This window comes from Collinsella sp. AM33-4BH (assembly GCF_003469205.1).
Taxonomy (GTDB): Bacteria; Actinomycetota; Coriobacteriia; order Coriobacteriales; family Coriobacteriaceae; genus Collinsella.
This window is the reverse complement of record NZ_QSIN01000002.1, coordinates 132304-157644: the sequence shown is the minus strand read 5'-3', so window position 1 is coordinate 157644 and position 25341 is coordinate 132304. Positions and strand designations below refer to the sequence as shown.

The following is a 25341-nucleotide window of genomic DNA, read 5'->3' as shown; positions in this document are numbered from 1 at the left end:
GAGCCTACTCGATCGAGAAGATCACGGGATAGAGCGGCTGCTCGCCACGATGGGCGTCGATCTCCAAATCGGGCTGAGCCTCCTCAATGGCGTCTACGATCTCCTGGAAGGCCTCATCGGACAGTTCCTCGCCGGCCAGAATCGTCAGCGCGTCGCCCTCCTCTTCCTCCTGCATACGGTTGATGCAATCGAGCGTGACCTGCTTCACGTCGGAGCCGACCACGTCGATGGAGCCGGCGATGATACCCATGACGTCACCGGAGTGAATCGGCGAGCCGTCGGAGGCGCTGGAATCGCGCACGGCACGGGTGACCTCGCCATCGCGAACCTCGCTGATGGCGTCGACCATAGCGGCGACGGCATCCTCGAGCTCGGAATCGGGCAGGACCGCGAACAGCGCGGAGAAGGCCTGCGGGACGGTCTTGGTGGGAACGACGGCTACCTTCTTGTCGGTGCAGGCTGAGGCAGCGACCTCGGCAGCCATGCGGATGTTGCCGTTGTTGGGCAGGATGATGACCGAGGTCGCGTTGACCTGGTCAACGGCGCCCAGCAAGTCTGCAGTCGAGGGGTTCATGGTCTGACCACCCGACACGATCACGTCGACGCCGAGGGACTTGAGGATGTCTGCCTCGCCGGAACCGGCGGCAACGGCGACAAAGCCCAGCGCCTTGGCGGGCTCGGCGGCCTTTTCCTGGTCCTCGTGGATCTTGGCGGTACGGTCGTGGGCCTCCATCTCCATGTTGTGGATAAAGACCTCGTAAATCTGACCAAGCTGCAGCATATGCTCGAGCACCAGGTTGGGGGTGTTGGAGTGCACGTGAATCTTGTAATCGGGGTAAGCACCCACGAGCAGCTCGCAGTCGCCCATGGAACCCAGGAACTTGAGGCACTCGTCCTCGTCAAAGGGAGCGTCGGCCTTAAAGAGGAACTCGTTGCAGTAGCGGAATTCCGAGCCCTCCCAGTCGTCGTTGGCCTCGATCTCAACACGACCAAGGGCCGCGTCGCGGGCAGAGCCAGCGGAGTCAAACGTGGCGGAGAAATCCTCGACAACGGTGCTGCGGCCAAGAGCGGCGGCAACAAAGTTCTCAAGGAAAATAGCAAAGCCAAAGGCGCCGGAGTCGACCACGCCGTTCTCCTTCAGAACGGGCAGCAGGTCGGGCGTGCGGGCGACGGACTGGTAGGCCTCGACGACGATGGCGTCGAGCGCGTCCTCGGCCGAGAACTTCTTCTTTTCGCACTCGTCGGCCTTGGTCGAGACATCGCGCAACACCGTGAGGATCGTACCCTCGATGGGCTTACGGACGGCCTGGAAGGCAACCTTGACGGCACGACGGAAGGCGAAGGCGATGTTGGCGGACGTAATGGGCTCGTCGGCGGAGACAAGGCCCTCGGCCACGCCGCGCAAGATCTGCGAGGTGATGACGCCGGAGTTGCCGCGGGCGCCCATCAGGGAGCCGTGGGTGATGGCGCCGGCGATGGCCTCCATGTCGGCGTCGGCGGGAAGGGCAGAAAGCTCCTTGGTCACCGAGGCGAGCGTGAGCGACATGTTGGTGCCGGTGTCACCGTCGGGCACGGGAAAGACGTTGAGCTTGTTGATCTCCTCGGCCTTGTCGGAAACGGCAGCCGCAGCGATCGGAAAACAGGTGCGAATGGTCTTTGCAATCATGGGTATTTAAATCTCCGTTTTCGGATGCTAGTTCAGACGGCTCTTGAGCGCGTCGATATGGATGCCGATCTTAAGGCTGGCGGGATCGATCTGGGCGATCTCCTGCAGGGTGAAGGCAACGGAGCTCGAAAGATTGTGGCAGACGGATTTCATGTTGACGCCGTTCTCGAGCACGACGTGAAGATCGACCGTAAGGCCGTTCTCGTCGGCGGAGACAAGCACGCCCTTGCGGAGGCGCTGACCGGCAAGCAGGCGCACGCTCTCGGCGCCTTGGAGCTGCTCAGCCATACCGACGACGCCATAGCACGTCATCGCGGCATAACCGGCAATATCGGCAATAACGTCGTTCGAGACGCTCAGGCTGCCGTTAATGGTCTCAGACACAAGAATCTCCTTATCTGGTGCTCGCGGCACCATGTCGTGGGAGCAATCATTGCAATATTCTACAACGACCGCGCCATGTTGAGGTGGTGGGTCGCGGGATTACATCCTCGACACGAAATGTTGATATGGCAACGTTCGAGTCAAGTGGTCGCGGCATGAAAAAACCCGCCGCATAAGCGACGGGTTTTACAACCTGGCTCCCCGGGTAGGACTCGAACCTACAACAGCGCGGTTAACAGCCGCGTGCTCTACCATTGAGCTACCGAGGAATTTAAAAGCCCAGCGGAATGGGCTGAGAAATTCTGGCTCCCCGGGTAGGACTCGAACCTACAACAGCGCGGTTAACAGCCGCGTGCTCTACCATTGAGCTACCGAGGAATAGGTGCATGCTCTCAAGCAACGAAGTTTATTATACGGACGAATCAGCTTAGGGCAAGAACTTTTTTGAGATTTTTTCCGACCTAGTCATTGAGGACGTCCCCAATGACTACATGAAAGCGCCCCCAGGCGGATGTGCTTGAGGGCGCTTCTTGCTTGACTAGCTTTCGATATAGTCCTTCAGCTTGCTCGAACGGCTGGGGTGGCGGAGCTTGGCCAAGGTCTTGGACTCGATCTGGCGGATACGCTCGCGCGTGACGCCAAACTCGCGGCCGACTTCCTCGAGCGTACGGGGATGTCCGTCGACAAGGCCAAAGCGCAGCTCGATAACCTTGCGCTCACGATCGGCAAGCGAGTCGAGCACCTGGGTGAGCTGCTCCTGCAGCATGGAGAAGCTGGCGGCATCGGGCGGAACGATTGCCTGGGAGTCCTCGATGAAGTCGCCCAGCTGGGAATCCTCTTCCTCGCCGATCGGGGTCTCGAGCGACACGGGCTCCTGCGAGATCTTCTGGATCTCGCGGACGCGGTCGGCGCTCATGTCCATCTCGGCACCGATCTCCTCGGGGGTCGGGTCGCGACCCAGGTCCTGGAGAAGCTGGCGCTGCACGCGGACGAGCTTGTTGATGGTCTCGACCATATGCACGGGAATACGGATGGTACGGGCCTGGTCGGCGATAGCGCGCGTAATGGCCTGACGGATCCACCACGTGGCGTACGTGGAGAACTTGAAGCCCTTCTGGTAGTCGAACTTCTCGACGGCGCGAATCAGACCGAGGTTGCCCTCCTGGATCAGATCCAGGAACAGCATGCCGCGGCCGACATAGCGCTTGGCGATGGAGACAACCAGACGCAGGTTTGCGCTGATGAGTGCCTGCTTGGCTTCGAGGCCAACGTTCTCAATGCGCGTAAGACGACGCATCTCGGCACGCGTGAGCTCGAGCTCGCCGGCATCGGCAGCCTCGAGCTTCTCGGTGGCCTCGAGACCGGCCTCGATCTTCATGGCCAGATCGACCTCTTCGGAGGCGGTCAGCAGGTCGACCTTGCCGATCTCCTTGAGGTACATACGAACAGGATCGCCAGTCAGCATCACCGTGGAGGCATCGATGCCACGCACGCGGGAGCGTGAACGGGACGTGCGCACGGTGCGCTTCTTCTTGCTCTTGGAAGAACCCATCTCGGCGTCGGCCTGACGGGCCATCTTGAGCTCGTGATCGTCGAGCGAGCCGGAATCGTGCTCGTCGTCGTCATCGAAATCGTCGGTATCGGTATCGTTATCGTCATCGTCGACGTCCATGGGGGCGTCGTCGTTACCGCTCGCGGAGATAATCTGGATGCCGCTGTTGCGCAGCGCGGAATACACCGCGGTGAGCTGCTCGTCAGAAACATCGATATCCTTCAGGGCGACCTGAATCTCGTCCTCGGTTACCGAAGTCCTGTTTGAGCCGTTACCCATGAGCTTTGCAACGTAGGATTCCAGCCCAGTACCCGTGCTCTCAGTCTTTTTTGGCACAGATTCTCCCTTCATAGTCCACAGGACTCAATACTTTAGCACACACATTGACATCTATACCCAAAAAGAGGACTGGATATAGGCGAGAATACGCTGCTTGACCACAACATCTAGGCCTGTTCGGTGCCCGCGGCCTCCAGACCGATCAAACGGAACGGGTCCGCCACGCCGCCGATAGACTTTTGCAGCTCGCGTTGACGCTGCGAATCCTGCGCGGCCTGCACGGTCAGCGCGCGACGGGCCTCATCATCGAGCGAACGGTCCTGGCGCAGCTTGGCCTGTGCGGCACGCATGCGGCGCTTGATGGTGTAGAGCTCGAGGGTGTCGAGCATAAACACGATGTTCGTCTCGGTGGGATGCTTGCTCGTCGCCGAGATGCGCCCGGCACTCACAAGCGTTGCCGCCTCGGGACACACCGAGCGCGCCGCATCCATGCAGGCTGCAGGATCGGTTCCCGGCGGCGTTGCCAGAACGGCCCATGCGATGGACTCGTGACGTGGGTCAACCCACTCGATAGAGCAGATGCGGTCGGCATACGTGCGGAACAGGTCGGGGTAGCTCGTGAGCATCGTCAACAGCTCGCGCTCCCCTGCCAAGGACTTGCGCTCAAGATCAGTAAGAACCATCGGCGCCGCCGCAGCCGGAGCGCCCGAACCATCAGTCACAGGCACAGCACCCATATCATCAGGCACATCGATCGGCGGCAGATCGTCGACGAGCTCCACGGGCGCGGCGCCGTAGGCATCGAGCGGGACATGGTCGTACGGCTCCTCCTCGACCGGCGCGGACACCGGCGGCGTCGCGCCCGATGCCCAAGCACCGCGAGATGCCCCCTGCGAACCAGACGTCCGACCGCCCGCGCTACCAGAGCGCTCGGCTTGCGCCCGCTGGCGTTCATAGTTCTGCTCACGACGTCGTTCCGCATCTTCGCGCTTGGCGACATCGCGAAACACGCGACCCGAACTCGCGCGAACCGTCTCCAGATCCAAGCCCAGCAGATCGGCAATCTGGATAAAGTATGTGTCGATCATATAGCTATCGCGCAGCGGATAGATAAGCGTCAGCGCATCTTCCAGCGCCTTGGCACGACCGCCCGGCGTGGTGATGTCACTCGACTCCTGCAGCGAACGGTAGACAAAGTCCATGAGCGGCTCGGCAGCGTCGATGCGCGCCTGAAGCTCCTGTCCACCATGCGCCGTGATGAACTCCATGGGGTCGTTGCCGTCGGGCAGCACCACGCAGCGCAGGTCCATAGAATCCTGCTCGATAAACTGAATCGCACGGCGAGCGGCCTTTTGACCGGCGGCATCGCCGTCAAACATATACACGATGCGCTTAGCAAAGCGGGTGAGCGTCTTGACGTGATGCTCCGTGAGCGCGGTGCCCAGCGTGGCGACAACGTTTTTAATCCCCGCCTCCCAACAGGCGATGCAGTCGGTATAGCCCTCCACCACGATGGCGGTATCCTGCGCGACGATAAACTCCTTGGCCCAATTAAAGCCGTAGAGGTTTCGCTTTTTATGAAACACGCTCGTCTCGGCGGTATTGAGGTACTTGGGTTGGCCGTCACCCATGATGCGACCACCAAAGGCAATGTTGTGACCCTGCTCGTCAAAGATGGGGAACATCACGCGGTCGTAGAAGCGGTCGGCAAGCTGCCCGCGCCCGCGGCTCACGGCAACGTTGGCATCGATCATCTCCTGCGGGGTAAAACCCGCCTGGGACAGGTGCGACACCAGCGCGTTGCGGCCAGGCGCAAAGCCCAGGCAGTAGCGGCGGCAGACGTCGCCACCCATGCCGCGGCTGGCAAAGTACTCGCGCGGACGGCCGTCCTTACCGCGCATAAGCATGGTGTGGTAGAACTGGGCGGCCTCGGCGCACAGATCGTAGATGCGGGCACGCTTGGTACCGCGCTCGCGGCGATCTCCGGTGTCATGCAGCTCAATACCCGCGCGATCGGCCAAATATCGGATTGACTCGGGAAAGCTCAGGTTCTCGCGCTTCATGATATAGGTGAAGACATCGCCGCCTTCGCCGCAGCCAAAGCAATGCCACACCTGCGTGGCAGGGATTATGTGGAAGGACGGCGTCTTTTCGCCATGAAAGGGGCAGCAGCCCCAAAACTCATGGCCGCGGGGCTTGAGCTCAACCGTTTCCTGCACGATGGCAACTAGGTCGGACGCAGCGCGGACCTGGTCTTTTTCCTCATCGCTAATCACGGACGCTCACCCCCTGCTCGCCCAAGTTGTGACGAATATCTTCGATATTACCCTCGACGGTCGCGATCAACTCATCCAGCGAATCGAACACGCGCGACGGACGCAGCCAGCGCGTAAACGCCAGCGAAACGGAAGCGCCATACAGGTCGCCCGTATAACCAATTAAATTGGCCTCGAGATGCGCAGATGCCGCATCGTCAGCATACGTCGGCGGCAGTCCGACGTTAACGGCAGCGGGCCACACGATGTCGTTGACCAGCACCAGGCCCTCATACACGCCATCGGCAGGCACCTGAATGCCGTCGGGAACATGTAGGTTTGCCGTGGGAAAGCCCATGCCAGAACCCTCGTGACGGCCGCGAATAACACCGCCGCGCACCATATACGGGCGGCCGAGTAACTCAGCAGCAAGCTCCACATGGCCCTGTCCCAGCTCATGACGAATGCGGGTGGCGCAAATGGCCTCACCGCCCTCGCAAAGCAAGTCGTGCCCGTATACGTCAACGCCGCGCTCGGCACCCCAGGCGCGCATCTCGGCAACACCAGAAGCACCGCCACGACCCAGCCTAAAGTCGCTGCCAACGCGAATCGATCGAATGTCGACCAGACGCGACACCAGCGAGAGAAAATCAACATGGTCAAGCGCCGCAACCTCAGGCGTAAAGGGAACGGCCACCACCGCATCGACCCCGGTTTGAGCCAGGGCATGCAGACGGTCGGCCGTCGTCATCAATTTTTGAGCGGGCGAAGGGCTCACCACGACGTCAGGGTCGGGATCGAAGGTAACCACGACCGCCTTACAGCCATGGGCACGGGCGTCACGGACAAGCGCCGCAATGAGCTCCTGGTGTCCACGGTGCACGCCATCGAACACGCCAATGGCGATCGAGGCAGCACCCAGGTGCTCACACTTATCAAACGCATCGGCAGTGACGATGCGAGCCTCGTCCGACTCGCCCGCGAAAAAAATACGCGCGAGCTCGTGAGCGGACAACATCATCGAACACCGCCGATGGCCTGCGGAAAGACATGCTCCATGACAAAGCGGCCACCCTCGATGCGGGCGAGAGCCTTAAGTCCCCCATCGAGCACCAATGCAAACGGCGCCTTCGAGACATCGAAGCGCGCAAGCGCACGCTCAACGGGAATGCGTCGGCCGCAGAGCAGGTCGTCGGCAAGATTGCCCGGCAAGTCAACACGCGTGGCGCCCAGGGCCGCAATGGGATCCAGGGCAAAGCTAGCCGCGGAATCGGGAGAAAGCTCCTCGACCGCATGACAAGCGCCAATGGAAACAACACCGGAGGCCGTGCGGCGCAGCGCGGAAATGTGCGCGGCGCTCTCGCAGGCGCGGCCCAAGTCGCGAGCGAGCGCACGGATATAGGTACCCTTGCTCACTGAGAACGCCACGGTCCACACACACGTATCACCTTCGCCTCCCACGGCGATCAGGTCGGCGGCATAGACCTCGACGGGGCGCGGAGGTAGGTCCACCGCATTGCCCTCGCGAGCAGACTTGTAGGCGCGAACGCCATTGACCGAGATGGCCGAAAACGCCGGCGGCACCTGCATCTGCGGACCCAGCATGGCGGCCAAGCGCTCACGGGCATAGGCAGGATCGCGGAGCTCGTTGGCAACAGCCACGGTGCGGACGGCCTCGCCCTCCGCATCATCGGTATTGGTCTCGGCGCCAAACGAAATGTCGGCGACGTAGCTTTTGGTATCGAGTGTGAGCATACCCAGCAGACGGGTGGCCTGACCCACGCCCACCACCATGACACCCGATGCCATGGGGTCGAGCGTGCCGGCATGGCCGACGCGACGCTCATGGAGGGCGCGCCGACATTGCGAGACCACATCGTGGGACGTGCAGCCCACCGGCTTATCGACGGCGAGCAGCATATTCAGTTGAGAAGGCGTACGACGAGCCATGTACCATCCAAAAAGTTAAAGCTCGACGGTCACCGAAGCGGGATCCTCCCCTACCAGTTCGGCCAGCATGGGAAGTGCCACGGTGAGCGTCTCGAGAATCGTTCCGTTGTTGGAGAAACCGGCGGCAGCGGGATGTCCGCCTCCGCCAAAGGCAGCAGCGATCTCGGACACGTTGAGGTCGCCCTTGGAGCGCAGGTTGCCGCGCACCTTGGTATCGCCCTCAATGCCCTTCAGGAACAGGCAGACTTCGACGCCCATCACCGAGCGAACCACATCGACCAGGCCGTCGCACTCATCCGAGGTGACACCGCAAGCCTCAAGGTCACTCTGGTACGCGTAACTATACGCGACGCGCCCGTGGGCCACCGTCTTGATGCGGCCCATAACGATGGACTTGAGGTGCAAAAACTCAACGCGCATGCTCTGGTAGACCTCGAGTGCCACACGCGCCGGATCGGCACCGTGGGCAACCAGACGCGAGGCTGCATGGAACGCGGCGGCATCGGCGTTTTGGTACTGAAAACGGCCGGTATCGGTAACCAAGCCACACAGCAGGCAGGTCGCAACGCCATCACGTGCGACAATGCCGCAATTGTCCAAGAAGCGGTCGATGATCATGGCGCAGGCTGCAGCTTCGACGCACCTCAGGCTGAGCTCGGCAAACTCCTCGCGCGCCGGATGGTGATCGAAGCACACCACATGCTTGGAGCGACGAAGCACCTCGGCGGAATTATTGAGACGCTCGACGACCGGTACGTCCACCGATATGAACAGGTCCGGATTGCCGGTATACACAGATGCCGGTACCAGGCGATCGGAGCCTTCCATAAAGCGGTAGATGCGCGGAACCGGGTCATCGTCTGCCAGCAGCAGGGCAATGTCCTTGTTAGGGAAAAACTTCATAAGCGAGAGGCCCAGACCCAACACGGAGCCCAGGGCGTCGCCATCGGGAGAAGTGTGTCCCGAAATCGCAATGGAGGACGCACCCTCGATGAGCTCAAGGATGCGTCGCTGAATATCTGCAGACTCGCACGAGGCGAGGTCGGCGGAATTAGTCATCTAAAGCCGCCTCCTGGGCGGCATCCGCTATCGGATAGCCGTCCTCGTCCTTTTCGATCGCAAGCGTGGCGGGAACGTTTTCCAGCGCACGCGTGATGCGCTCGGCCTCATCGGTCGAGCGATCGATGCGAAAATCGAGCTCGGGCGTAACACGCCAATCGAGCGAGCGAGCCAACAGGCTCCGAATACGGCCCTTAGCGCTTGCGAGCGCCTCCATGACCTCGTCGTAGCGGCTCGCATCGCACGACACGAACACACGCGCGAACGAACGGTCCACCGCGACCTCGACCGCGGTCAAAGTAACCAGGTCGAGACGCGGATCGGAAACCTCAAAGAGCAGGATATAACCGAGCTTCTCGCGAAGCTGCTCGCCCAGACGGCGGGTTGCCTGCGTTTGCTTCATAGCGCTACCCCCTACTCGGTACGGGCAACCTGGTCGATACGGTAACCCTCGATCTGGTCGCCGGGCTTGATGTCCTGGAAGTTCTCCAGGCCAATGCCGCCCTCGGAACCGCTCTTGAGGCTCTTGGCCTCGTCCTTGTAGTGACGCATCGAGGCGATCTTGCCGTTGAAGACCACGATGCCGTCGCGCACCAGACGCACGGAATCGGTCGCGGCGATCTCGCCCTCTTCGACGCGGACACCGGCGGCGATACCGACTTTAGGCACCTTGAAGGTGTCCAGGACGGTCGCGGTACCCGTGGAGACCTCGACCTCGGTGGGCTTGAGCATGCCGATACGGGCAGCGTCGAGCTCCTCGAGGCACTTGTAGATGACGTCGTAGCAACGGATCTCGACGCCCTCGCGCTCGGCGGCGGAACGCGCCTTACCGTCGGGGCGGACACCAAAGCCGATGATGATGGCGTTGGAGGCGTCGGCCAGGACGACGTCGGTCTCGTTGATGGCACCAACGGCGGAGTGGATCGTGTTGATGCGAACCTCGGACTGATCCATCTTGTCGAGCGAGTCCTGAAGGGCCTCGATGGAACCCTGGACGTCGGCCTTGATGATCAGGTTGAGCTCCTTGACCTCGGCGTCGGCAATGGTCTCGAAGAGGTTCTCGAGCGTGACGTGCTTGACGCGGCTCTGCTCCTCGATACGGGCCTTGAGTGAACGCTCATCGGCCAGGGCGCGAGCCTCGCGCTCGTCCTCGAAAACGCGGAACTCGTCGCCGGCGTTGGGCACGGACTGCAGGCCCAGGATCTCGACGGCGTCGGAAGGACCGGCCTCGGTGACGGCGTTGCCCTTGGGATCGAGCATGGCGCGGACGCGACCGTAGGTAAGGCCGGCGACCAGCGTATCGCCCACGTGCAGGGTACCGCGGGTCACGAGCACCGTGGCAACCGAACCGCGGCCCTTGTCGAGCTTAGCCTCGAGGACGTTACCGGAGGCAAAAGTGTCGGGGTTGGCCTTGAGCTCGAGCACGTCGGCCTGGAGCAGCACGGTCTCGAGCAGGTCGTCGATACCGATCTTCTGCTTGGCCGAGATGTTGACGAACATGTTCTGTCCACCCCACTCCTCGGGGATGATGCCGTACTCGGTGAGCTCCTGGCGCACGCGGTCGGGGTTGGCACCCGGCTTATCGATCTTGTTGACGGCGACGACGATGGGTACGCCGGCGGCCTTGGCGTGATTGATCGACTCGATGGTCTGGGGCATGACGCCGTCGTCGGCGGCCACGATCAGAATGACGATGTCGGTCACCTTGGCACCACGGGCACGCATGGCCGTAAAGGTGGCGTGGCCAGGGGTATCGATGAAGGTGATCTTGCGGTCGTTGATCATGACCTGCGAAGCGCCGATGGCCTGGGTAATGCCGCCCGCCTCGCCGGCAGCGACGCCGGTGTGACGGATGGCGTCGAGCAGCGACGTCTTACCGTGGTCGACGTGGCCCATGACGGTGACGACCGGTGCGCGCGGCTTAAGGTCGGCGGGATCGTCGTAGAACGAGAAGGTGTTCTCCTCCTCGGGGGTGATGATCTTGATCTGACGACCCAGGTCGTCGGCAACGAGCTCGACGAGGTCGTCGGACATGGACTGCGTCATGGTGAGCGGCGTGCCCAGCAGGAACAGGCGCTTGATGATATCGTTGGCCGGAACGTCGAGCGCCTCGGCGAGCTCCTGGACCGTAACGCCCTGGGAGACCTTGATGGCATCGAGCTCCTCGGGGTTCACGCCCTGGGCCAGCGCCTCCTCTATCTTGCGCTCCTCCTGAGCCTTGGCAGCTTCGCGCTCGCGCTTCTCCTTGCGCTTTTTGCGGCGACCGGTGGACTCGCGAGAGGCCTCCTCGACGGCGGCACGAGCCTCCTCGAGCACCTTCTCGCGGCTGTACTCCTCGGCCTCGCGCGCCATGCGGCTGTAGTGGTCCTCTTCGTTGTTGTGACCGCCCTTGCGCTTCTTGCCCTTGCCCTGCTTGTCGGGGTTGGGGAAGTCCATACCGGCAGCGACGTTGTTGCTGGCATTGGTGCGATGGCTGTGGGGACGGCTCTCGGAGGCGTTGCGCTCGGAGTTGTTGTCGGAGGCGTTGCGATCGTTACGACGGCCACCGCGACGGTCGTTGTTGCCGCCACGACGGTTGCCGCGCTCGGCAGCGCGCTCGGCCTTGGCCTTCTGCTCGGCGTCCTTCTTCTCCTTGAGCACGGTCTCCTGTGCGGCAATCTGGTCAAGCAGCGAACGGAAACGCGAACCGGAGTCGGAAGCGGGAACGGCGCGGCGCTGGGCCTCGCGGGCAGCCTCCTCCTTCTCGCGGGCAAGGCGCTCCTGCTCGGCCTTCTTCTTGGCCTCGGCCTCGGCGCGGGCGGCCTCCTCGGCAGCCTGGGCGGCGGCGAACTGCCGGCGCTCCTCCTCGCGCGCCTTCTCGGCGGCGATGCGCTCGCGCTCTGCCTCGGCAGCACGTGCTGCCTCCTCGGCGGCAGCTGCCTGCTCCTCGGCCTGCTTGGCGGCCTCGACTTCCTGAGCGCGGGCCTCGATCACCGAGGCGAGCTGCTTGCGGACCATGGCGACATAGGCGTCCTCCAAGGTGGAGGAAGCGGACTTAGCGGGAATCTTCATTTCGGCGAGATGACCCATCAGTTCCTTGGAGGTCATGCCGAACTCTTTGGCCAGGGTGGACACACGGACTTTTGCCATATGACTTCACCTACCCTTTCTGGCACCTTGGGTGCCTAGAGACTGAACGAGCGTGGGGTATGCGCTGGGACCTGCCCGGCGCGACCGCGCGCTAGATCAGGTCCTCCGCATCATCGAAGGCGTCGGTGTCGTGGACACCGCAGAAACGGGAGCCGGGACGGGCCTGGTTGCGGCACTGGATGCCGTCCTCGGACACGTACTCGCAGCGACGGACGTCCTCGTCCTCCTCGTCACCGATCAGGTCGGCGGCGGGCTCCTCGTGAACGGGAACGTTCTTGAGGATGTCGGCGGCAAGCGTCTCGGACTTGATGTCGATGTGCCAGCCGGTCAGGCGCGCGGCGAGGCGGGCGTTCTGGCCCTCCTTGCCGATGGCGAGGGACAGTTGGTCGTCGGGGACGATGACGCCGGCGTAGGCCTTCTCCTCGTCAATGAGGACGCGGGTGACCTTAGCGGGCGACAGGGCGTTGGCGACGTAGACGGCAGGATCGGCATCCCACAGGATGACGTCGACGCGCTCGCCACGGAGCTCGCCCACGACAGCGCGAACACGGCTGCCCTTGGGGCCGACGCAGGCGCCCACGGGATCCAGGCGGTCGTCGAGCGAGTGGACGGCAACCTTGGAACGCTGGCCGGGCTCGCGGGCGATCGACTTGATCTGGACGGTGCCCTCATAGATCTCGGGCACCTCCTGCTCAAACAGACGACGCATGAGCTCGGGGTGGGTACGGGAGATGACGATCGGCGGACGGCTGTGCTCGCCACGAACCGGCTGCAGGTTGGAGTTGGGGTCGCGAACGTCGATGATTACGGCCTTGATATGCTGGTTGTGCAGGTAGCGCTCACCCATCGGGCGCTCGTTGCGCTCGTTCTCGTAACGGCGCTGATCGAAGTGCGGCAGCTCGGCCTCGACGCCCTCACGAATCTTGACGATCGTGAAGTCGGGCGTGGACTGCAGCACGGTGCCGCTGATGAGGTCACCGATGCGGCCGGAGAACTCCTCGTAGATCTGCTCGCGGGCGGAGTTGCGCACGATGGCATTGATCTCGGCCTTGGCGTGCTGGGCGGCGATGCGGCTCGTGTTCTTGGGGGTGACGTCGATCTCCTCGAACTCGGTGAAGTTGCCCTCCTCGTCCATGGAATCGTCGATCGGCTCCAGGCGGTAGACGTAGATCTTGCCGGTGGTGCGGTCGATGGTCACCTTGGCGCCCCACTCAAGATGCAGGATCTCGGCATAGCTCTTGGCGAGCGACTGCTCCAGGCGGTCGATCAGGTAGAGCTGGTCGATGTGCTTCTCCTGGCAAAGCTCCATCAGGGCGGACATCATGTCGGATGCTGCCATCTTACTTTCCTTCCTTCGCGGGCTTGAAGTCGTAGGTGGGCTTCAACTTGCACTTTTTAACATCAGAGAAATCGAGGGTGACGGACTCGCCGTCCTCGAGCTCGAGGGTCACGTCGGTCTCGGTCGCAGCCGCAATCTTGCCGGCGTACTTGCGACGGCCCTCGGAGGCGGTGGAGGTGAGCTCACAGTTCTCGCCCACAAAGCGGGCAAAGTCGCGCGGACGGCGCAGCGGGCGCGCCATGCCCGGGCTCGACACCTCAAGCGTATAGCTCGAAGAGATAGGGTCGAGCTCCTCAATCACATCGCCGACCCACTTGGTGTTGGCCGTGACGTCATTGAGCGACAGGCTCTGACCCTCGGCACCCTCGATACGCACGCGCACGCAGGGGGCCTTGGTGGCACCCACGAGCTCAACGTCGACAATGTCGACATCGTGCTGGGGAGCAACGGCCTCGAGCGCGTCGATGATCGCCTGCTCGGTCTTGGTCTTGACCATTGCGGCACCTCCATCCATACAAAAAAGAAGCGGGGCCGAAACCCCACTTCTTTCAATTACAACTTCATTTGCAAGCAAACTATACCAATACCTGCGAAAACGTGCAAGCACAACAGAAACTCGCAGGTCAGCGCGCCCACAGCATCTCCACAAGAATAGAACAATTGACCGCGGGCGCCGCGAGCAGACAAAACAAAACGAGGGGCGATCCAGCCGGATCGTCCCTCGTCTTTTACACGCCGGCTATACGTGCGGCGTTTACTTAACCACTAGGTTGACCAGCTTGCCGGGTACGCAGATGGCCTTGACAACGGTCTTACCCTCGGTCCACTTGGCGACGGCGGCCTCGGCGGCAGCCTGCATCTCCTCGTTGGAGGCGTCGCGGGCGACGTCGATGCGGCCACGGACCTTGCCGAGCACCTGGACGACGATCTGCACCGTGTTCTCGATGGACTCGGCCAAGTCGAACTCGGGCCAGGCGGCGGTGTAGGCATTGCCCTCGCAGCCGAGCGCCTCATGCCACAGCTCGTCGGCCCAGAACGGGCAGATGGGGGCAAGGACGCTCACGATATCCTTAGCCACGCCGTAGCACAGCGCCTTGTCACGGAAAGCGACCTCAGTGGCGTTGAGGTAGGCGCTCGCCGCGTTGACGAGCTCCATGACGGCCGAGATGGCGGTGTTGAACTGGCCGCGATCGAAGTCCTCGGTGCACTTGGCGATGGTGCGGTGACGCTCGCGATAGAGCTTCATCGCAACCTCGTCGAGCGCTGACTTGTCGAAAGCCACGCTGGCGTCGCCGGACTGGACGAGCTGCCAAACGATACGCCAGGCGCGCTTGATGAAGCGGTTGGCGCCCTCAACGGCCTTGGGGTCCCAGTCGAAATCCTTCTCGGGCGGGGCGATAAACAGGATCGCCAGACGCATGGTGTCGGCGCCGTAGGGCTCGATGACCGAGCTCGGGGGCACGACATTGCCCTTGGACTTGGACATGGTGTCGCCGTTCTCGTCCTTGACCATACCCTGGCACAGCAGGTTAGTGAAGGGCTCGTCCACACTCAGCAGGCCCAGGTCGCGAAGCGCCTTGGTAAAGAAGCGGCTGTAGAGCAGGTGCAGAATAGCGTGCTCGATGCCGCCGATGTAGTTATCGACGGGCATCCAACGATCGGCGGCCTCACGGGAGAAGGGCAGCTCGGTGTTGTGCGGGTCGGCATAGCGCAGGTAATACCAGCTGGAGCAGGTGAAGGTGTCCATGGTATCGGTCTCGCGCTTGGCCGGGCGACCACAGACCGGGCAGGTGGTCTCGTAGAACTCCTTGCACTCGGCGAGGGTCTCGCCGGCACCCAGGTCCAGGTTCTCGGGCAGCGTCACCGGCAGCTGGTCCTCGGGCACGGGCACGATGCCGCAGTGCTCGCAGTGGATGGCCGGGATGGGGTTGCCCCAGTAACGCTGACGGCTGATGAGCCAGTCGCGCAGGCGGAACTCGACCTTGCGACGGCCGCAGCCCATGGCCTCGAGGTCGGCCACGATGGCAGCCTCGCCCTCAGAGTGCTTGCCGCCGCGCATGCCGGTGTACTTGCCCGACTGGACGAGCGTGCCCTCGGCAGCGTGGGCGCAATCCCAGTCGACGTTCTCGGCATGGAAGGTGTCGATGGTCTCGCCGCTAGCCTCGACGGCAGCGCGATCCTCATCGTCCAGGATGATCGGCACGATAGGCAGGTCGTACTTGCGGGCGAACTCAAAGTCGCGCTGGTCGCCGCAGGGAACGGCCATGACGGCACCGGTGCCGTAGTCGGCAACGACATAGTCAGCAACCCACACGGGGATCTTCTCGCCGTTGACGGGGTTTACCACGTAGCGGCCCGTAAAGGCGCCGTGCTTCTCGAGGGTACCCTGGGCACGCTCGACGGCGGAGATATGCTTGGAGTCCTCGAGGATCTTGGTCACGGCCTCCTCGTACTCCGTGCCCTCGACGAGCTCGTGCAGACGAGCGTACTCGGGGGCCAGGACAAAGAAGGAGACACCGAAGAGCGTATCGGCACGCGTGGTGAAGACGGTGATCTTGCCCTCGTCGCCCTCGATGGGCTCGCCATCCTTGTCGCACAGGGTAAAGTCGACCTCGGCGCCCTCGGAGCGACCGATCCAGTTGGCCTGCATCTGCTTGACGCGCTCGGGCCAGCCGGGGAGCTTCTCCAGATCGTCGAGTAGCTCTTGGGAGTACTCGGTGATCTTGAAGTACCACTGCTCCAGATCGCGCTTCTCGGGCTCGGTGCCGCAGCGCCAACACTTGCCCTCGGTGACCTGCTCGTTGGCCAGAACGGTCTTGCAGGTGGGGCACCAGTTGACCGGGTTCTTCTTACGGTAGACCAGGCCCTTTTCCCACAACTTCTCAAAGATCCACTGGCCCCAGCGGTAATAATCGGGGCTGCAGGTCTTGACCATGCGATCCAGATCGTAGGAAAAGCCCATACGCTTCATCGTGGCGAGCGCCTGGTCCATGTTCTTGTACGTCCAGGCAGCAGCCTGCGTGTTGTGCTTGATAGCGGCGTTCTCTGCAGGCAGGCCAAAGGCGTCAAAGCCGATGGGGTGCAGCACATCGTAGCCGCGCATGCGGGCCTGACGGGCCATGGCATCGCCGATGGTATAGTTGCGCGCGTGGCCCATGTGCAGGTCGCCCGACGGATACGGGAACATCTCGAGCACGTACTTCTTGGGCTTACTTTCGTCGGTGTCGACGGCAAAGAGGTTGGAGTCCTCCCACGCCTTCATCCACTTGGACTCAATGGCCTGTGCGTCGTAGGCAGGGATCTCGTCCTTATGATCTGTGCAATCGCACATATCAGCTCCTTTGTTAGCTGGGTTGGGGCGGGGCGTTCTCACCTTTACTCGCTGCTGCGGATAGTCCTGCTCGCACGAAGAGCACATTAAGTGCTCTTCGGCTCGTGCGGAACTTGCAGCGAGCAAAGGTGAGAACGCCCCGCCACATCGTTAACTCGACTGATGATAGCAAATCACGAAATACAAGGTGTATGCAACTTGCAACAAACCGAACTATCGAATACTCCAAGTCAACTGGCTTGAGTTTTTATATCTTGAATACGGGAAGCCTTCGAACAAGTCTTTATTGTTGTCATTGGACTTCGACATGTCTTTAAGAATTGACTTGCCTATAGCCTCCCCCAAAGCAATGGGAACAGCATTGCCGATTTGCCTATATATATCGCTAATATCACCTCGGAAAATCCAATCATCCGGAAAGCCCTGAATGGCACGATATTCCTCAATTGAAAGAGGGCGATCTTCTGTGGGGTGGCACAAATCAGTAGCAGGCATTGTCGGGCTTGTGACTAAAGTTGGAGAAGGCCGATCATTCCATATTCTTCTATAAAAACCCGTTTTACCGCCTCCAAGCCGATACGCCTTCCCCATCGCCTCTTCCTGAAGCTCCACAGGCAAATTCTTCCAATACTCACCCTCTTTAAGCAACTTAAAATACTTAAGCCTTTTTTCCGGAAACTGAACGTAATGGTGTTCGTCTTTTAATCCCCGAACGGCATCTGAAAAAGTCATCCAAGGATTAAGTTGCCACTTGGGGTCATTTGAGTTCGTGGGGGTCAGCCAATCACAGATTGAACCGTCTCGTTTAGCAATCAAGACAACTCTCTCCCTAATTTGAGGAGCCCCAAAATTCGCAGCATTATACAAATTGAAGCTCACGCCATAGCCCATTGATTCAAGTTTGTTCAGAACCGTTTTCATAGCGCCGCCGTGTACGGGCTCTCCGCCAGCTTCCAAAGGATATGCCGTAGACAAGAGCCCTCTGACATTTTCAATTACCAAATACTTAGGTCGAAGATGGTCAGCAAGATCGAGATACTTTAGGAATACGTTGCCCCTAACGTCATCGAAGGCGCGACGCGCTCCAGCCGTAGAAAATGCCTGACAAGGAGGCCCGCCAAACATAACATCTATACCCCTTTTGGGGCTAATGCCCGAATAATCAAATACCCGATCGGGAGTAACCTTATTAATGTCTCCTAACAAACCAACATTAGGCCGATTGGACGCAATAGTCATTCGGCACTTCGTGTCATTTTCACAGTAAAGACTGGACGAAATACCGGCCCTCTCCATTCCATAATCCAAGCCAAGCGCCCCAGAAAAAAAAGAAACCGCAGTTAATGCCGAATCAACTACTTCAGTAGCGCGATGGTCTGCGGGAGCGAAGCATAGATTTTTTTTCCTCATAAAGCTGATTATTTCGTTCTCTCTATAGACTCTACGCTTACCAACAAGCGCATAATTGAGATCTCCGTTACGAGATAGTCTTGTAACAGTCTGAGATGTCACCCCAAGACGGCTCGCAACTTCCGCGGAAGACAGTATCGCCTCATTTTCCAAAATGGACTCCAGCAATTAAGTAATTGAACATTTTTTAGTCCATTTTAATTCAAATATACGCTTGTGTATAGGTTTTATCTAGTTGAAAATCAACACAAAGGAGGCACGACCATGGCTAAAAACGCAAAACGTGAAGATGTCAAAAAGAAATTATCGGAATCACTGAATTACTGCAACTCGCATCACATTCCGGCGCAAGAACTCTTTGAATCCATCGCAGACCGAACAATTAACAACGAAACCTGTCACTATGACGCCAATGAAAGAAAAAGGGAAATGAAGTCGCTATTTCCCATTCTTCTCCAAGCCGAAACCTCAGCAATGATTCCCTCGATTCCAATGAAGCCAGATATACTCGAATTAGACTCGAAAGCATTTTTGGAACTTTGGCTAAACAAATGGATTTCAAAATTTCTTTCGGGATGGCAGTCGCTTCCAAGTGATTATGTCGCGAATCCCAAAAAGACGGTTACCGATGAAGCACTGATACATATGGTAATGGACGCAAAACACGCAGGATCAAAAGAGCGCGCTTACGAGTGGGCGGCGCACCACAATTTATTCATGAGTGCTGAAAATATAGGTGGCAACCTATTGGAGGAGTACATATATTCAAAAATTAAGCCATATGGATGGATTTGGTGCAGAGGGAAGATTCTCACGGCAATCGACTTTTGCAACGATGAATGCACTGCCATGTTTCAGGTAAAAAACAAAACGAATACTGAAAATAGTTCAGGAAAGGGTTTCAGGGAATCCTGCGGCGCAAAAGCATGGAATCGAATGAAGGCGGAGCGTCGTAACGGAAAGATTGAAACATATTGGCCAAAGTTGATTGAAATTGTTCGAGAGGGCAGTACGGTAGATAAACCTGTTCCGAATGATCTCGTCACCGAGGCAGACTATTTGGATTTTGTTTCAAACACGGTCAGAAACAATCCTTATCTGATTAGCGAAAGAGAAGGAGACCTATAACAAAATGGGGTCGCAATCCAACAGACACGCGACCCCATTTTCATAAATTATTTAGTAACTAGCGATAACTTACGGACTGCTGGGAGTCTTTCACGACTACGTCGTGGGCGCCGCCTTCGACGATGGAGGTGGAGCTCACCAGGGTCAGACGTGCCTTTTCTTGGAGCTCGGGGATCGAGAGGGCGCCGCAGTTGCACATCGTGGACTTGACCTTGTAGAGCGTGCCGCCCACGCCGTCCTTGAGGGAACCGGCATAGGGAACGTAGGAGTCGACGCCCTCGACGAAGCTGAGCTTCGCGGCGCCGCCCAGGTCGTAGCGCTGCCAGTTGCGGGCACGCGCAGAACCCTCGCCCCAGTACTCCTTCATGTACTGGCCGTTGACGTTGACGCGCTCGGTCGGGCTCTCGTCAAAGCGGGCGAAGTAGCGGCCCAGCATCATAAAGTCGGCGCCCATGGCAAGGGCGAGCGTCATGTGGTAGTCGTAGACGATGCCGCCGTCGGAGCACACGGGCACGTAAACACCGGTCTCCTCGTAGTACTCGTCACGGGCGCGGCAGACGTCGATCAGCGCGGTGGCCTGGCCACGACCGATACCCTTGGTCTCGCGAGTGATGCAGATGGAACCGCCGCCGATACCGACCTTGATGAAGTCGGCACCGCAGTCGGCCAAGAAGCGGAAGCCCTCGGCGTCGACGACGTTACCGGCACCGACCTTGACGTCCTCGCCGTAGTTGGCGCGAATCCACTCGATGGTGCGCTTCTGCCACTCACTGAAGCCCTCGGAGGAGTCGATGCACAGGACATCGGCGCCAGCCTCGATGAGCAGCGGCACGCGCTCGGCATAGTCGCGGGTGTTGATACCGGCGCCGACCATATAGCGCTTGTCGTTATCGAGCAGCTCGTTGGGGTTGGTCTTGTGGCTGTCGTAGTCCTTGCGGAAAACGATGCCCATAAGGTGATCGTTGTCGTCGACGATCGGCAGGGCGTTGAGCTTGTTGTCCCAAATGACGTCGTTGGCAACCTTGAGGCTGATGTTCTTGTCGCCCACGATGAGCTGCTCGCGCGGGGTCATGAACTCGGAGACCTTCTTCTGGTGGTCATCGCGGCTGGGACGATAGTCACGGCTGGTGACAATGCCCAGGAGCTTGCCCTTGGGAGTGCCGTCGTCGGTGACCGGCATGGTGGAGTGGCCGGTCTTCTCCTTGAGCTCGATGACCTGCTCCATGGTCATGTCGGGTGTCAGCGTGGAATCGGACTGAACGAAGCCGGCCTTGTGATCCTTGACGGCCTTGACCATAGCGGCCTCGGACTCGGCGCTCTGGGAACCGTAAATGAAGGACAGGCCACCCTCGGTAGCGAGCGCGACACCCATGTCGACGCCCGAGACGGATTGCATGATGGCGGAAACCATGGGGATGTTCAGGGTGATTGCCGGCTTCTCACCGCGCTTAAAGCGGGTTAGCGGCGTCTTGAGAGAGACGTTGTTGGGGATGCACTGCGAGGACGAGTAGCCAGGGACCAGCAGATACTCCGAAAACGTGTGGGACTCACCGGGAAAGAACGTAGCCATGTTTCTCCTTTTTCCATGCGACCGGTCGGCTGCAGGCCTCGTAGGACCCAGCCCAACCTTGGGCGCCCAATACTGGGGAAGTATCTTAACGCACTTTGACTGCTACAATGCATGATTTAAGAAGAGCACACGAGGGTTTGACGCACGCTTTGCGTTTGCCCAGCAAACGCTTTAGCGGGGAGACGTAAGGCACATGGAGTACAAGACGACGGCAAAGTTGGTCATTCAAGCGTGCGACAAAGATCTGCCGGGCGTGTTTGGTCACGGCTGCGTCTTGTTGCTGCAGGGTATTGCCCGCGAGCACTCGCTCAACCGCGCCGCCAAAAGCATGGGCATGGCCTATTCCAAGGCTTGGCGCATTGTGAACGAAGCCGAAGGGCAGCTGGGATGCAAACTCATCGAGCGCGACGGCGCCCGCGGATCCACGCTCACGCCTGCCGGCGAGCGCGCCATAGCGGTCTACGAGGAGCTGCAGGCCGACATAAACCAAGTCATTGCCACCAAAGCCGACGCCCTCATCGCCAGCATCAAAGAGTAGCCAATTTGGGACGGGGCCTTTTTTAGCTACCATCCAGAGCATTCTTGACTCATAGCAAAAAATGACATTGGGTAGCTAAAAAAGCCCCGTCCCAAATTAGCTACTTGCGGAGGGCGTTGTCTAGGGCGGCTGCCGCGACCAGGGGGTTGTCGGTGCCGGCGAAGAGGCGGATGGTGCTCCCCTGCTTACCTCGCGGAGCAGAGAGGCGCGTCGTTGCGCCGCCGGCGGGCGATGTGCGAAACTCCCCCGGCAAAGCATCGAACAGCTCTCCCGCGCTACGCTCAATAAGGTCAAATTCAACTGCTGGCCCAAATCCGTGCTCCAGGATTCCCGTTGCAACAGCATGGTCAGGATGCGAGCTCAGCCCGGGATAGCGCACGTTGCGCACCATTTCGTTGGCGGCCAGATACTCGGCCAGCGCACGGGCGCGGTCGAAATGCTCCTGCATGCGGGCATCGAGCGTGTCCAGCCCCCGCTCCAGCACACCCGCCTCCTCGGTAGAAAGGTCGAGTGACAAAGCACGGCAACCCGCAAACAACGCATTCGCGCACTCGGCAGCAGCATCCACATGATGGCGCTTGAGCTGCGAACGCGCCACCGAAGCGGCAACGAGCTTGCGCGGAGCCTTGCCGGCGCACACGCGATCGAGCGCCTCGAGCGACAGCGCAGCACCCAGCCGCAGCGAATCGCAGCCAAAAGCCGACGCCACGGTGTTGTCTACAACCAGCAGCGCATGGGCCTCACGCGCCGCCCGACCCAGAGCGCGCAGATCGGGCACACGCAGACCAAACCCGCCGATGGAGTTCACAAACCACCACAGGTGCGGACCCTCGGCATCAAACGAAGCATCAAAGCCCTCGGACGCAGCGGCAAACGCCTCGGCGGACGGCGAGCCCACCAGCGCGACATCGCAGCCATCAAAGCCGCACGCAAACGCATCGGCAAAGTCGTCCGCAAAGGCCACCAAGCGGTCACCGGGACGCACAATCCCCAGCTGCGACAGCGCTGCTGGCACATGCGAGGCCGCGAGCAACCGCGCTTCACGCGCGCCGGTCCTCAAAGCCCAGGCCTCTTCTAGCTGCTGTACGCCCATGCGGTACCGTCCCTTCAAAACAAAAACCCACGATGCGGGTGTTCCCCGCATCGTGGGCAACGGCTGCAGTATAGCGCCGATAGGCGACTGAACGCCTAAATGTTGAGCGCGCGGTAGATCACGTAAGCCTAGACATTCATCAGCTGATGGCCGAGCTTGAGCGTCTTTAAACCGCTCTCCCCCTCCACGCCATCGAGCGTATTGAGCAACATATTAGTCGCCTCGACGCCACTGGTCAGGTAGCCGTAATGCACGGTGGGAATGCCGCCCGTCAGCGCGCGCAAAAATGCGTTGTCGCCAAAACCGCTCACGCGACGCACACCCTCGCCCATGCCGCGAACCTCGTCAAGAGCGCGCAGGGCGCCGGCCGCCATAGTATCGGTCGCGCACGCGATAAGCGAAACATCGGGATCGACGGAGAGCAGTTCGCGTGCAGCGCGATAGCCCGAGTCGAGCGTAAAGGACCCCTGGCAAATCAGGCTCGAATCAAGTGCCACGCCCGCGGCGCGCAAGCCGGCCTCAAAACCACGACGACGGTCATAACCGGCGGCACGGTCTTCCTCGGCAACTCCGATGTAGGCGATCTTGCCCTCAGCACGCTTCGCGAGTGCCTGACCCAGCTCGAAAGCGGCCTCGTAATCGTCGTGATAGACGCACGCCGCGCCCTCGACATGTTGGCCGATCAACACAATGGGCACACGGCACGACTCAATCGCCCGGCGATGCTCGCCGGTAATCATAGTTGCCACCAGCACAATGCCATCGACCGGATGGTTTTGGAATAAATCGAGGTATTCGAGCTCGCGATCGGGGACGTTATCGGTATTGGCAAGAAGCATCTGGTAGCCGCGGCGGCCAAGCACCTGCCCGATGCCCGCCGTAATGCGGCTCACCGACTCGGAATTAATCTTAGGCACGATGACGCCGATGAGCTTGGTGGAACCGGTTCGCAGCGCGCGAGCCTGGCTGGATCGCACGTATCCGGTCAGCTCAATCGCCTGCTTAATGCGCTCGGCCTTGTCCGCCGAGATATACCCACCATTGAGGTAGCGCGAGACGGCGGCGCTCGAAACGCCCGCCAGCTCGGCCACATCTTTCATCTTTACCACGAGCACCCCTGTCGTTGAAATCGCTTTCACCATGATACCCGTGCGGAGCTACATGCGTGTCGCAAGACGGGACGTCACGGTCAATTTAGCTGTCGCAGCACGGGCATCGCAGGGCTTCAACTAGAAACTTCGAAATATAAATGCCGAATCAGTCAGACTACCGATTCGGCACCCCGTTACATTTGCACACAGCGGCAGGCAAAATCCAACTCGAGAACAACTTACTCACTTTGGAAAGATGCATCGCTGTCCGCTGCCAATTCCGAAGGAAGAATTGCCGGCAGCGTCAAAGCCCCCATGGGCGAAAGTCCAGTAACGACCATCAGATAGCTCTTAGCGTGACCATACGCCATGGAAATCGCATTAGAGAGAAGATAACGGCGCGCTTCATCGTCTGAAATGTCGAACGGCATTTTTGTTGACACCGAAATAGCAACCGTCACATCAGCGCGCATTTTTTCCTTTGCATCGTCCCTATCAATCAGACTGCCACACACATACAGCTTTAAGTCTGCACGCTCGCCCGCCTTGTTCCTCAATAGATGGACGTCCTGATAGCTAACGTCAACTTTTAAATCCATATTCTGGGAGGGCTCATTCTCGATATGAAAAGTTGAGTCGACAACAAACAAATGAACAACCTGAATAGGCGCAATGAAATCCTTGCTCATGCAGCCAAACCTCCCGGAATCATCTCAAAGTTCAATCGTTTCGCCGAGCAGTCGCTGTTAAATGAAGACCATTGTTCTCGGACAGAGTTATTAGACGAAGAAAACGGCGCCTCATTCGAATAACTGGAAATGACCTGAGGAATGATTTTGATACCCAACGCAAGCTCAAACTTTGCGATTGTTTTCAGCGTCATGTTGGGCTGAGAATTCAACAATTTCGAAAGCGACTGAAGACTCACGCCCATACGCTTTGCCAGCTCACTTTTACTCAAGCCCGAGCGCTGCATCTCGCGATGAACAATAAACTCAATATCTAGTGCGTGCTCATAGGCACGGGTTTCGCTCGTTTCCGTTTTCGCGTAAAAGTCTGATAAATCGACCTTAACCATTACAAGTCTCCGTTTCGTAAGCGGGCAAAAAAGCCGACGCTATGACTCCAAAAGCTGCTTTGCTATCGGGGCCAACTGTTTTGCGCGTTTAATTTCTTTGGAAATATTTCCCGAGCCTTGATGGCCCTTAAACCAAAAAAGCAAAACAATCTTGTCCACGCCTTGGCAAATCGCGTAGACCATTTCTCGATTAACCCCATCAAAACCCTTGAGTTCGTATAGTCCAATCTTAGGCTCGATACATCGAAGCTTTGACGTTCCACTGACATCCTTTAGCCCGTAGTCATAGACTTTTGAAATCTGATTGATCATTTTACGGGCGGTAAACTTCGTTTTAGGATCAGACATCATCTTCTGAAATTGAGAGTTCTCAGGGGAGGTGGTTAGTTCCCAAAAAGGTCGTCCCTCGGGATCAGCATATTCGACAAGTTCATAGTCACTAACCAAAGGCCACCCCCTCCGCCTCAGATAAAACCAAATGTGGTTAAC

General features: G+C 59.5%; 21 protein-coding genes and 2 tRNA genes. 2 read left to right on the top strand and 21 right to left on the bottom strand.

Going from position 1 to position 25341, the window contains the following annotated elements; genetic code table 11:
- Positions 1-4: 4 nt before the first annotated feature.
- The 15 genes from DW821_RS02185 to DW821_RS02115 all read right to left on the bottom strand — a co-directional run bounded on the left by DW821_RS02185 (position 5) and on the right by DW821_RS02115 (position 18507).
- The gene (locus tag DW821_RS02185) at positions 5-1666 is read right to left on the bottom strand and encodes a DAK2 domain-containing protein (RefSeq protein ID WP_118065322.1); all 1662 of its coding nucleotides are present in this window, start codon (positions 1664-1666) and stop codon (positions 5-7) included.
- Positions 1667-1693: 27 nt separating this feature from the next.
- On the bottom strand, positions 1694-2083 hold the full coding sequence (locus tag DW821_RS02180; RefSeq protein WP_187361832.1) for an Asp23/Gls24 family envelope stress response protein: 390 nt from the start codon (positions 2081-2083) through the stop codon (positions 1694-1696).
- 161 nt (positions 2084-2244) lie between these two features.
- Positions 2245-2319: transfer RNA gene (locus tag DW821_RS02175), tRNA-Asn, on the bottom strand.
- Between the two features lie 34 nt (positions 2320-2353).
- Positions 2354-2428: transfer RNA gene (locus tag DW821_RS02170), tRNA-Asn, on the bottom strand.
- 160 nt (positions 2429-2588) lie between these two features.
- The gene (gene rpoD / locus DW821_RS02165) at positions 2589-3938 is read right to left on the bottom strand and encodes an RNA polymerase sigma factor RpoD (protein ID WP_055286388.1); all 1350 of its coding nucleotides are present in this window, start codon (positions 3936-3938) and stop codon (positions 2589-2591) included.
- 110 nt (positions 3939-4048) lie between these two features.
- Entirely contained in the window at positions 4049-6157 is a 2109-nt protein-coding gene (dnaG, locus tag DW821_RS02160) for a DNA primase (protein ID WP_117639304.1), read from the bottom strand.
- On the bottom strand, positions 6150-7157 hold the full coding sequence (gene ribF / locus DW821_RS02155) for a riboflavin biosynthesis protein RibF (RefSeq protein WP_233524890.1): 1008 nt from the start codon (positions 7155-7157) through the stop codon (positions 6150-6152). Before ribF ends, dnaG begins: the two co-directional genes overlap by 8 nt.
- A complete protein-coding gene (gene truB, locus DW821_RS02150; protein WP_118065320.1) occupies positions 7154-8086 on the bottom strand; it encodes a tRNA pseudouridine(55) synthase TruB in 933 nt (310 codons plus the stop codon). Before truB ends, ribF begins: the two co-directional genes overlap by 4 nt.
- A gap of 15 nt (positions 8087-8101) precedes the next feature.
- The gene (locus DW821_RS02145; protein ID WP_117639300.1) at positions 8102-9145 is read right to left on the bottom strand and encodes a bifunctional oligoribonuclease/PAP phosphatase NrnA; all 1044 of its coding nucleotides are present in this window, start codon (positions 9143-9145) and stop codon (positions 8102-8104) included.
- Positions 9138-9548, bottom strand: coding sequence for a 30S ribosome-binding factor RbfA (gene rbfA / locus DW821_RS02140; protein WP_117629486.1), 411 nt, complete (start codon positions 9546-9548; stop codon positions 9138-9140). The genes DW821_RS02145 and rbfA overlap by 8 nt, the downstream gene beginning before the upstream one ends.
- A gap of 11 nt (positions 9549-9559) precedes the next feature.
- Positions 9560-12274: a translation initiation factor IF-2 gene (infB, locus tag DW821_RS02135; protein WP_117639298.1), complete on the bottom strand. Its 2715-nt coding sequence runs from the start codon at positions 12272-12274 to the stop codon at positions 9560-9562.
- A 91-nt stretch (positions 12275-12365) separates the two neighbouring features.
- A complete protein-coding gene (gene nusA, locus DW821_RS02130) occupies positions 12366-13613 on the bottom strand; it encodes a transcription termination factor NusA (RefSeq protein ID WP_006234042.1) in 1248 nt (415 codons plus the stop codon).
- A gap of 1 nt (position 13614) precedes the next feature.
- Positions 13615-14109, bottom strand: a complete 495-nt coding sequence (rimP, locus tag DW821_RS02125) for a ribosome maturation factor RimP (protein WP_117639296.1) — start codon at positions 14107-14109, stop codon at positions 13615-13617.
- Positions 14110-14367: 258 nt separating this feature from the next.
- Complete coding sequence (leuS, locus tag DW821_RS02120; protein WP_118065318.1) at positions 14368-16944, bottom strand: leucine--tRNA ligase; 2577 nt, start codon at positions 16942-16944, stop codon at positions 14368-14370.
- A 213-nt stretch (positions 16945-17157) separates the two neighbouring features.
- Positions 17158-18507, bottom strand: coding sequence for a DNA cytosine methyltransferase (locus DW821_RS02115; protein WP_118065316.1), 1350 nt, complete (start codon positions 18505-18507; stop codon positions 17158-17160).
- 111 nt (positions 18508-18618) lie between these two features.
- Here DW821_RS02115 and DW821_RS02110 point away from each other — a divergent pair, with 111 nt between their 5' ends.
- Positions 18619-19482, top strand: a complete 864-nt coding sequence (locus tag DW821_RS02110; protein WP_118065314.1) for a SinI family restriction endonuclease — start codon at positions 18619-18621, stop codon at positions 19480-19482.
- 58 nt (positions 19483-19540) lie between these two features.
- Here DW821_RS02110 and DW821_RS02105 read toward each other — a convergent pair whose 3' ends face one another.
- Positions 19541-21052 carry an IMP dehydrogenase gene (locus DW821_RS02105; protein ID WP_099431630.1) on the bottom strand — a complete coding sequence of 504 codons (1512 nt, stop codon included), beginning with the start codon at positions 21050-21052 and terminating at the stop codon, positions 19541-19543.
- A gap of 193 nt (positions 21053-21245) precedes the next feature.
- Here DW821_RS02105 and DW821_RS02100 point away from each other — a divergent pair, with 193 nt between their 5' ends.
- Complete coding sequence (locus DW821_RS02100) at positions 21246-21590, top strand: winged helix-turn-helix domain-containing protein (protein ID WP_117854558.1); 345 nt, start codon at positions 21246-21248, stop codon at positions 21588-21590.
- 100 nt (positions 21591-21690) lie between these two features.
- On the opposite strand, the gene DW821_RS02095 is transcribed toward DW821_RS02100, so the two are convergent.
- The 5 genes from DW821_RS02095 to DW821_RS02075 all read right to left on the bottom strand — a co-directional run bounded on the left by DW821_RS02095 (position 21691) and on the right by DW821_RS02075 (position 25299).
- Positions 21691-22683: a PLP-dependent transferase gene (locus DW821_RS02095; protein WP_158567526.1), complete on the bottom strand. Its 993-nt coding sequence runs from the start codon at positions 22681-22683 to the stop codon at positions 21691-21693.
- A gap of 128 nt (positions 22684-22811) precedes the next feature.
- A complete protein-coding gene (locus DW821_RS02090) occupies positions 22812-23783 on the bottom strand; it encodes a LacI family DNA-binding transcriptional regulator (RefSeq protein ID WP_233540507.1) in 972 nt (323 codons plus the stop codon).
- A 230-nt stretch (positions 23784-24013) separates the two neighbouring features.
- Entirely contained in the window at positions 24014-24463 is a 450-nt protein-coding gene (locus DW821_RS02085; protein ID WP_055251170.1) for a hypothetical protein, read from the bottom strand.
- Entirely contained in the window at positions 24460-24852 is a 393-nt protein-coding gene (locus tag DW821_RS02080; RefSeq protein ID WP_118065310.1) for a helix-turn-helix transcriptional regulator, read from the bottom strand. The genes DW821_RS02085 and DW821_RS02080 overlap by 4 nt, the downstream gene beginning before the upstream one ends.
- 39 nt (positions 24853-24891) lie before the next feature.
- Entirely contained in the window at positions 24892-25299 is a 408-nt protein-coding gene (locus DW821_RS02075) for a hypothetical protein (RefSeq protein WP_118065308.1), read from the bottom strand.
- Positions 25300-25341 lie beyond the last annotated feature (42 nt).

Excerpts from the sequence above, each read along its gene's own strand:
- DW821_RS02185 (WP_118065322.1), bottom strand. The coding sequence starts at position 1,666 with ATGATTGCAAAGACCATTCGCACCTGTTTTCCGATCGCTGCGGCTGCC.
- nusA (WP_006234042.1), bottom strand. The coding sequence starts at position 13,613 with ATGGCAGCATCCGACATGATGTCCGCCCTGATGGAGCTTTGCCAGGAG.
- DW821_RS02100 (WP_117854558.1), top strand. The coding sequence starts at position 21,246 with ATGGAGTACAAGACGACGGCAAAGTTGGTCATTCAAGCGTGCGACAAA.
- DW821_RS02090 (WP_233540507.1), bottom strand. The coding sequence starts at position 23,783 with ATGAAAGATGTGGCCGAGCTGGCGGGCGTTTCGAGCGCCGCCGTCTCG.
- rbfA (WP_117629486.1), bottom strand. The coding sequence starts at position 9,548 with ATGAAGCAAACGCAGGCAACCCGCCGTCTGGGCGAGCAGCTTCGCGAG.
- DW821_RS02085 (WP_055251170.1), bottom strand. The coding sequence starts at position 24,463 with ATGAGCAAGGATTTCATTGCGCCTATTCAGGTTGTTCATTTGTTTGTT.
- DW821_RS02110 (WP_118065314.1), top strand. The coding sequence starts at position 18,619 with ATGGCTAAAAACGCAAAACGTGAAGATGTCAAAAAGAAATTATCGGAA.
- rimP (WP_117639296.1), bottom strand. The coding sequence starts at position 14,109 with ATGGTCAAGACCAAGACCGAGCAGGCGATCATCGACGCGCTCGAGGCC.
- infB (WP_117639298.1), bottom strand. The coding sequence starts at position 12,274 with ATGGCAAAAGTCCGTGTGTCCACCCTGGCCAAAGAGTTCGGCATGACC.
- DW821_RS02095 (WP_158567526.1), bottom strand. The coding sequence starts at position 22,683 with ATGGGCGTACAGCAGCTAGAAGAGGCCTGGGCTTTGAGGACCGGCGCG.
- truB (WP_118065320.1), bottom strand. The coding sequence starts at position 8,086 with ATGGCTCGTCGTACGCCTTCTCAACTGAATATGCTGCTCGCCGTCGAT.
- leuS (WP_118065318.1), bottom strand. The coding sequence starts at position 16,944 with ATGTGCGATTGCACAGATCATAAGGACGAGATCCCTGCCTACGACGCA.
- DW821_RS02080 (WP_118065310.1), bottom strand. The coding sequence starts at position 24,852 with ATGGTTAAGGTCGATTTATCAGACTTTTACGCGAAAACGGAAACGAGC.
- DW821_RS02145 (WP_117639300.1), bottom strand. The coding sequence starts at position 9,145 with ATGACTAATTCCGCCGACCTCGCCTCGTGCGAGTCTGCAGATATTCAG.
- ribF (WP_233524890.1), bottom strand. The coding sequence starts at position 7,157 with ATGATGTTGTCCGCTCACGAGCTCGCGCGTATTTTTTTCGCGGGCGAG.
- DW821_RS02180 (WP_187361832.1), bottom strand. The coding sequence starts at position 2,083 with ATGGTGCCGCGAGCACCAGATAAGGAGATTCTTGTGTCTGAGACCATT.
- DW821_RS02105 (WP_099431630.1), bottom strand. The coding sequence starts at position 21,052 with ATGGCTACGTTCTTTCCCGGTGAGTCCCACACGTTTTCGGAGTATCTG.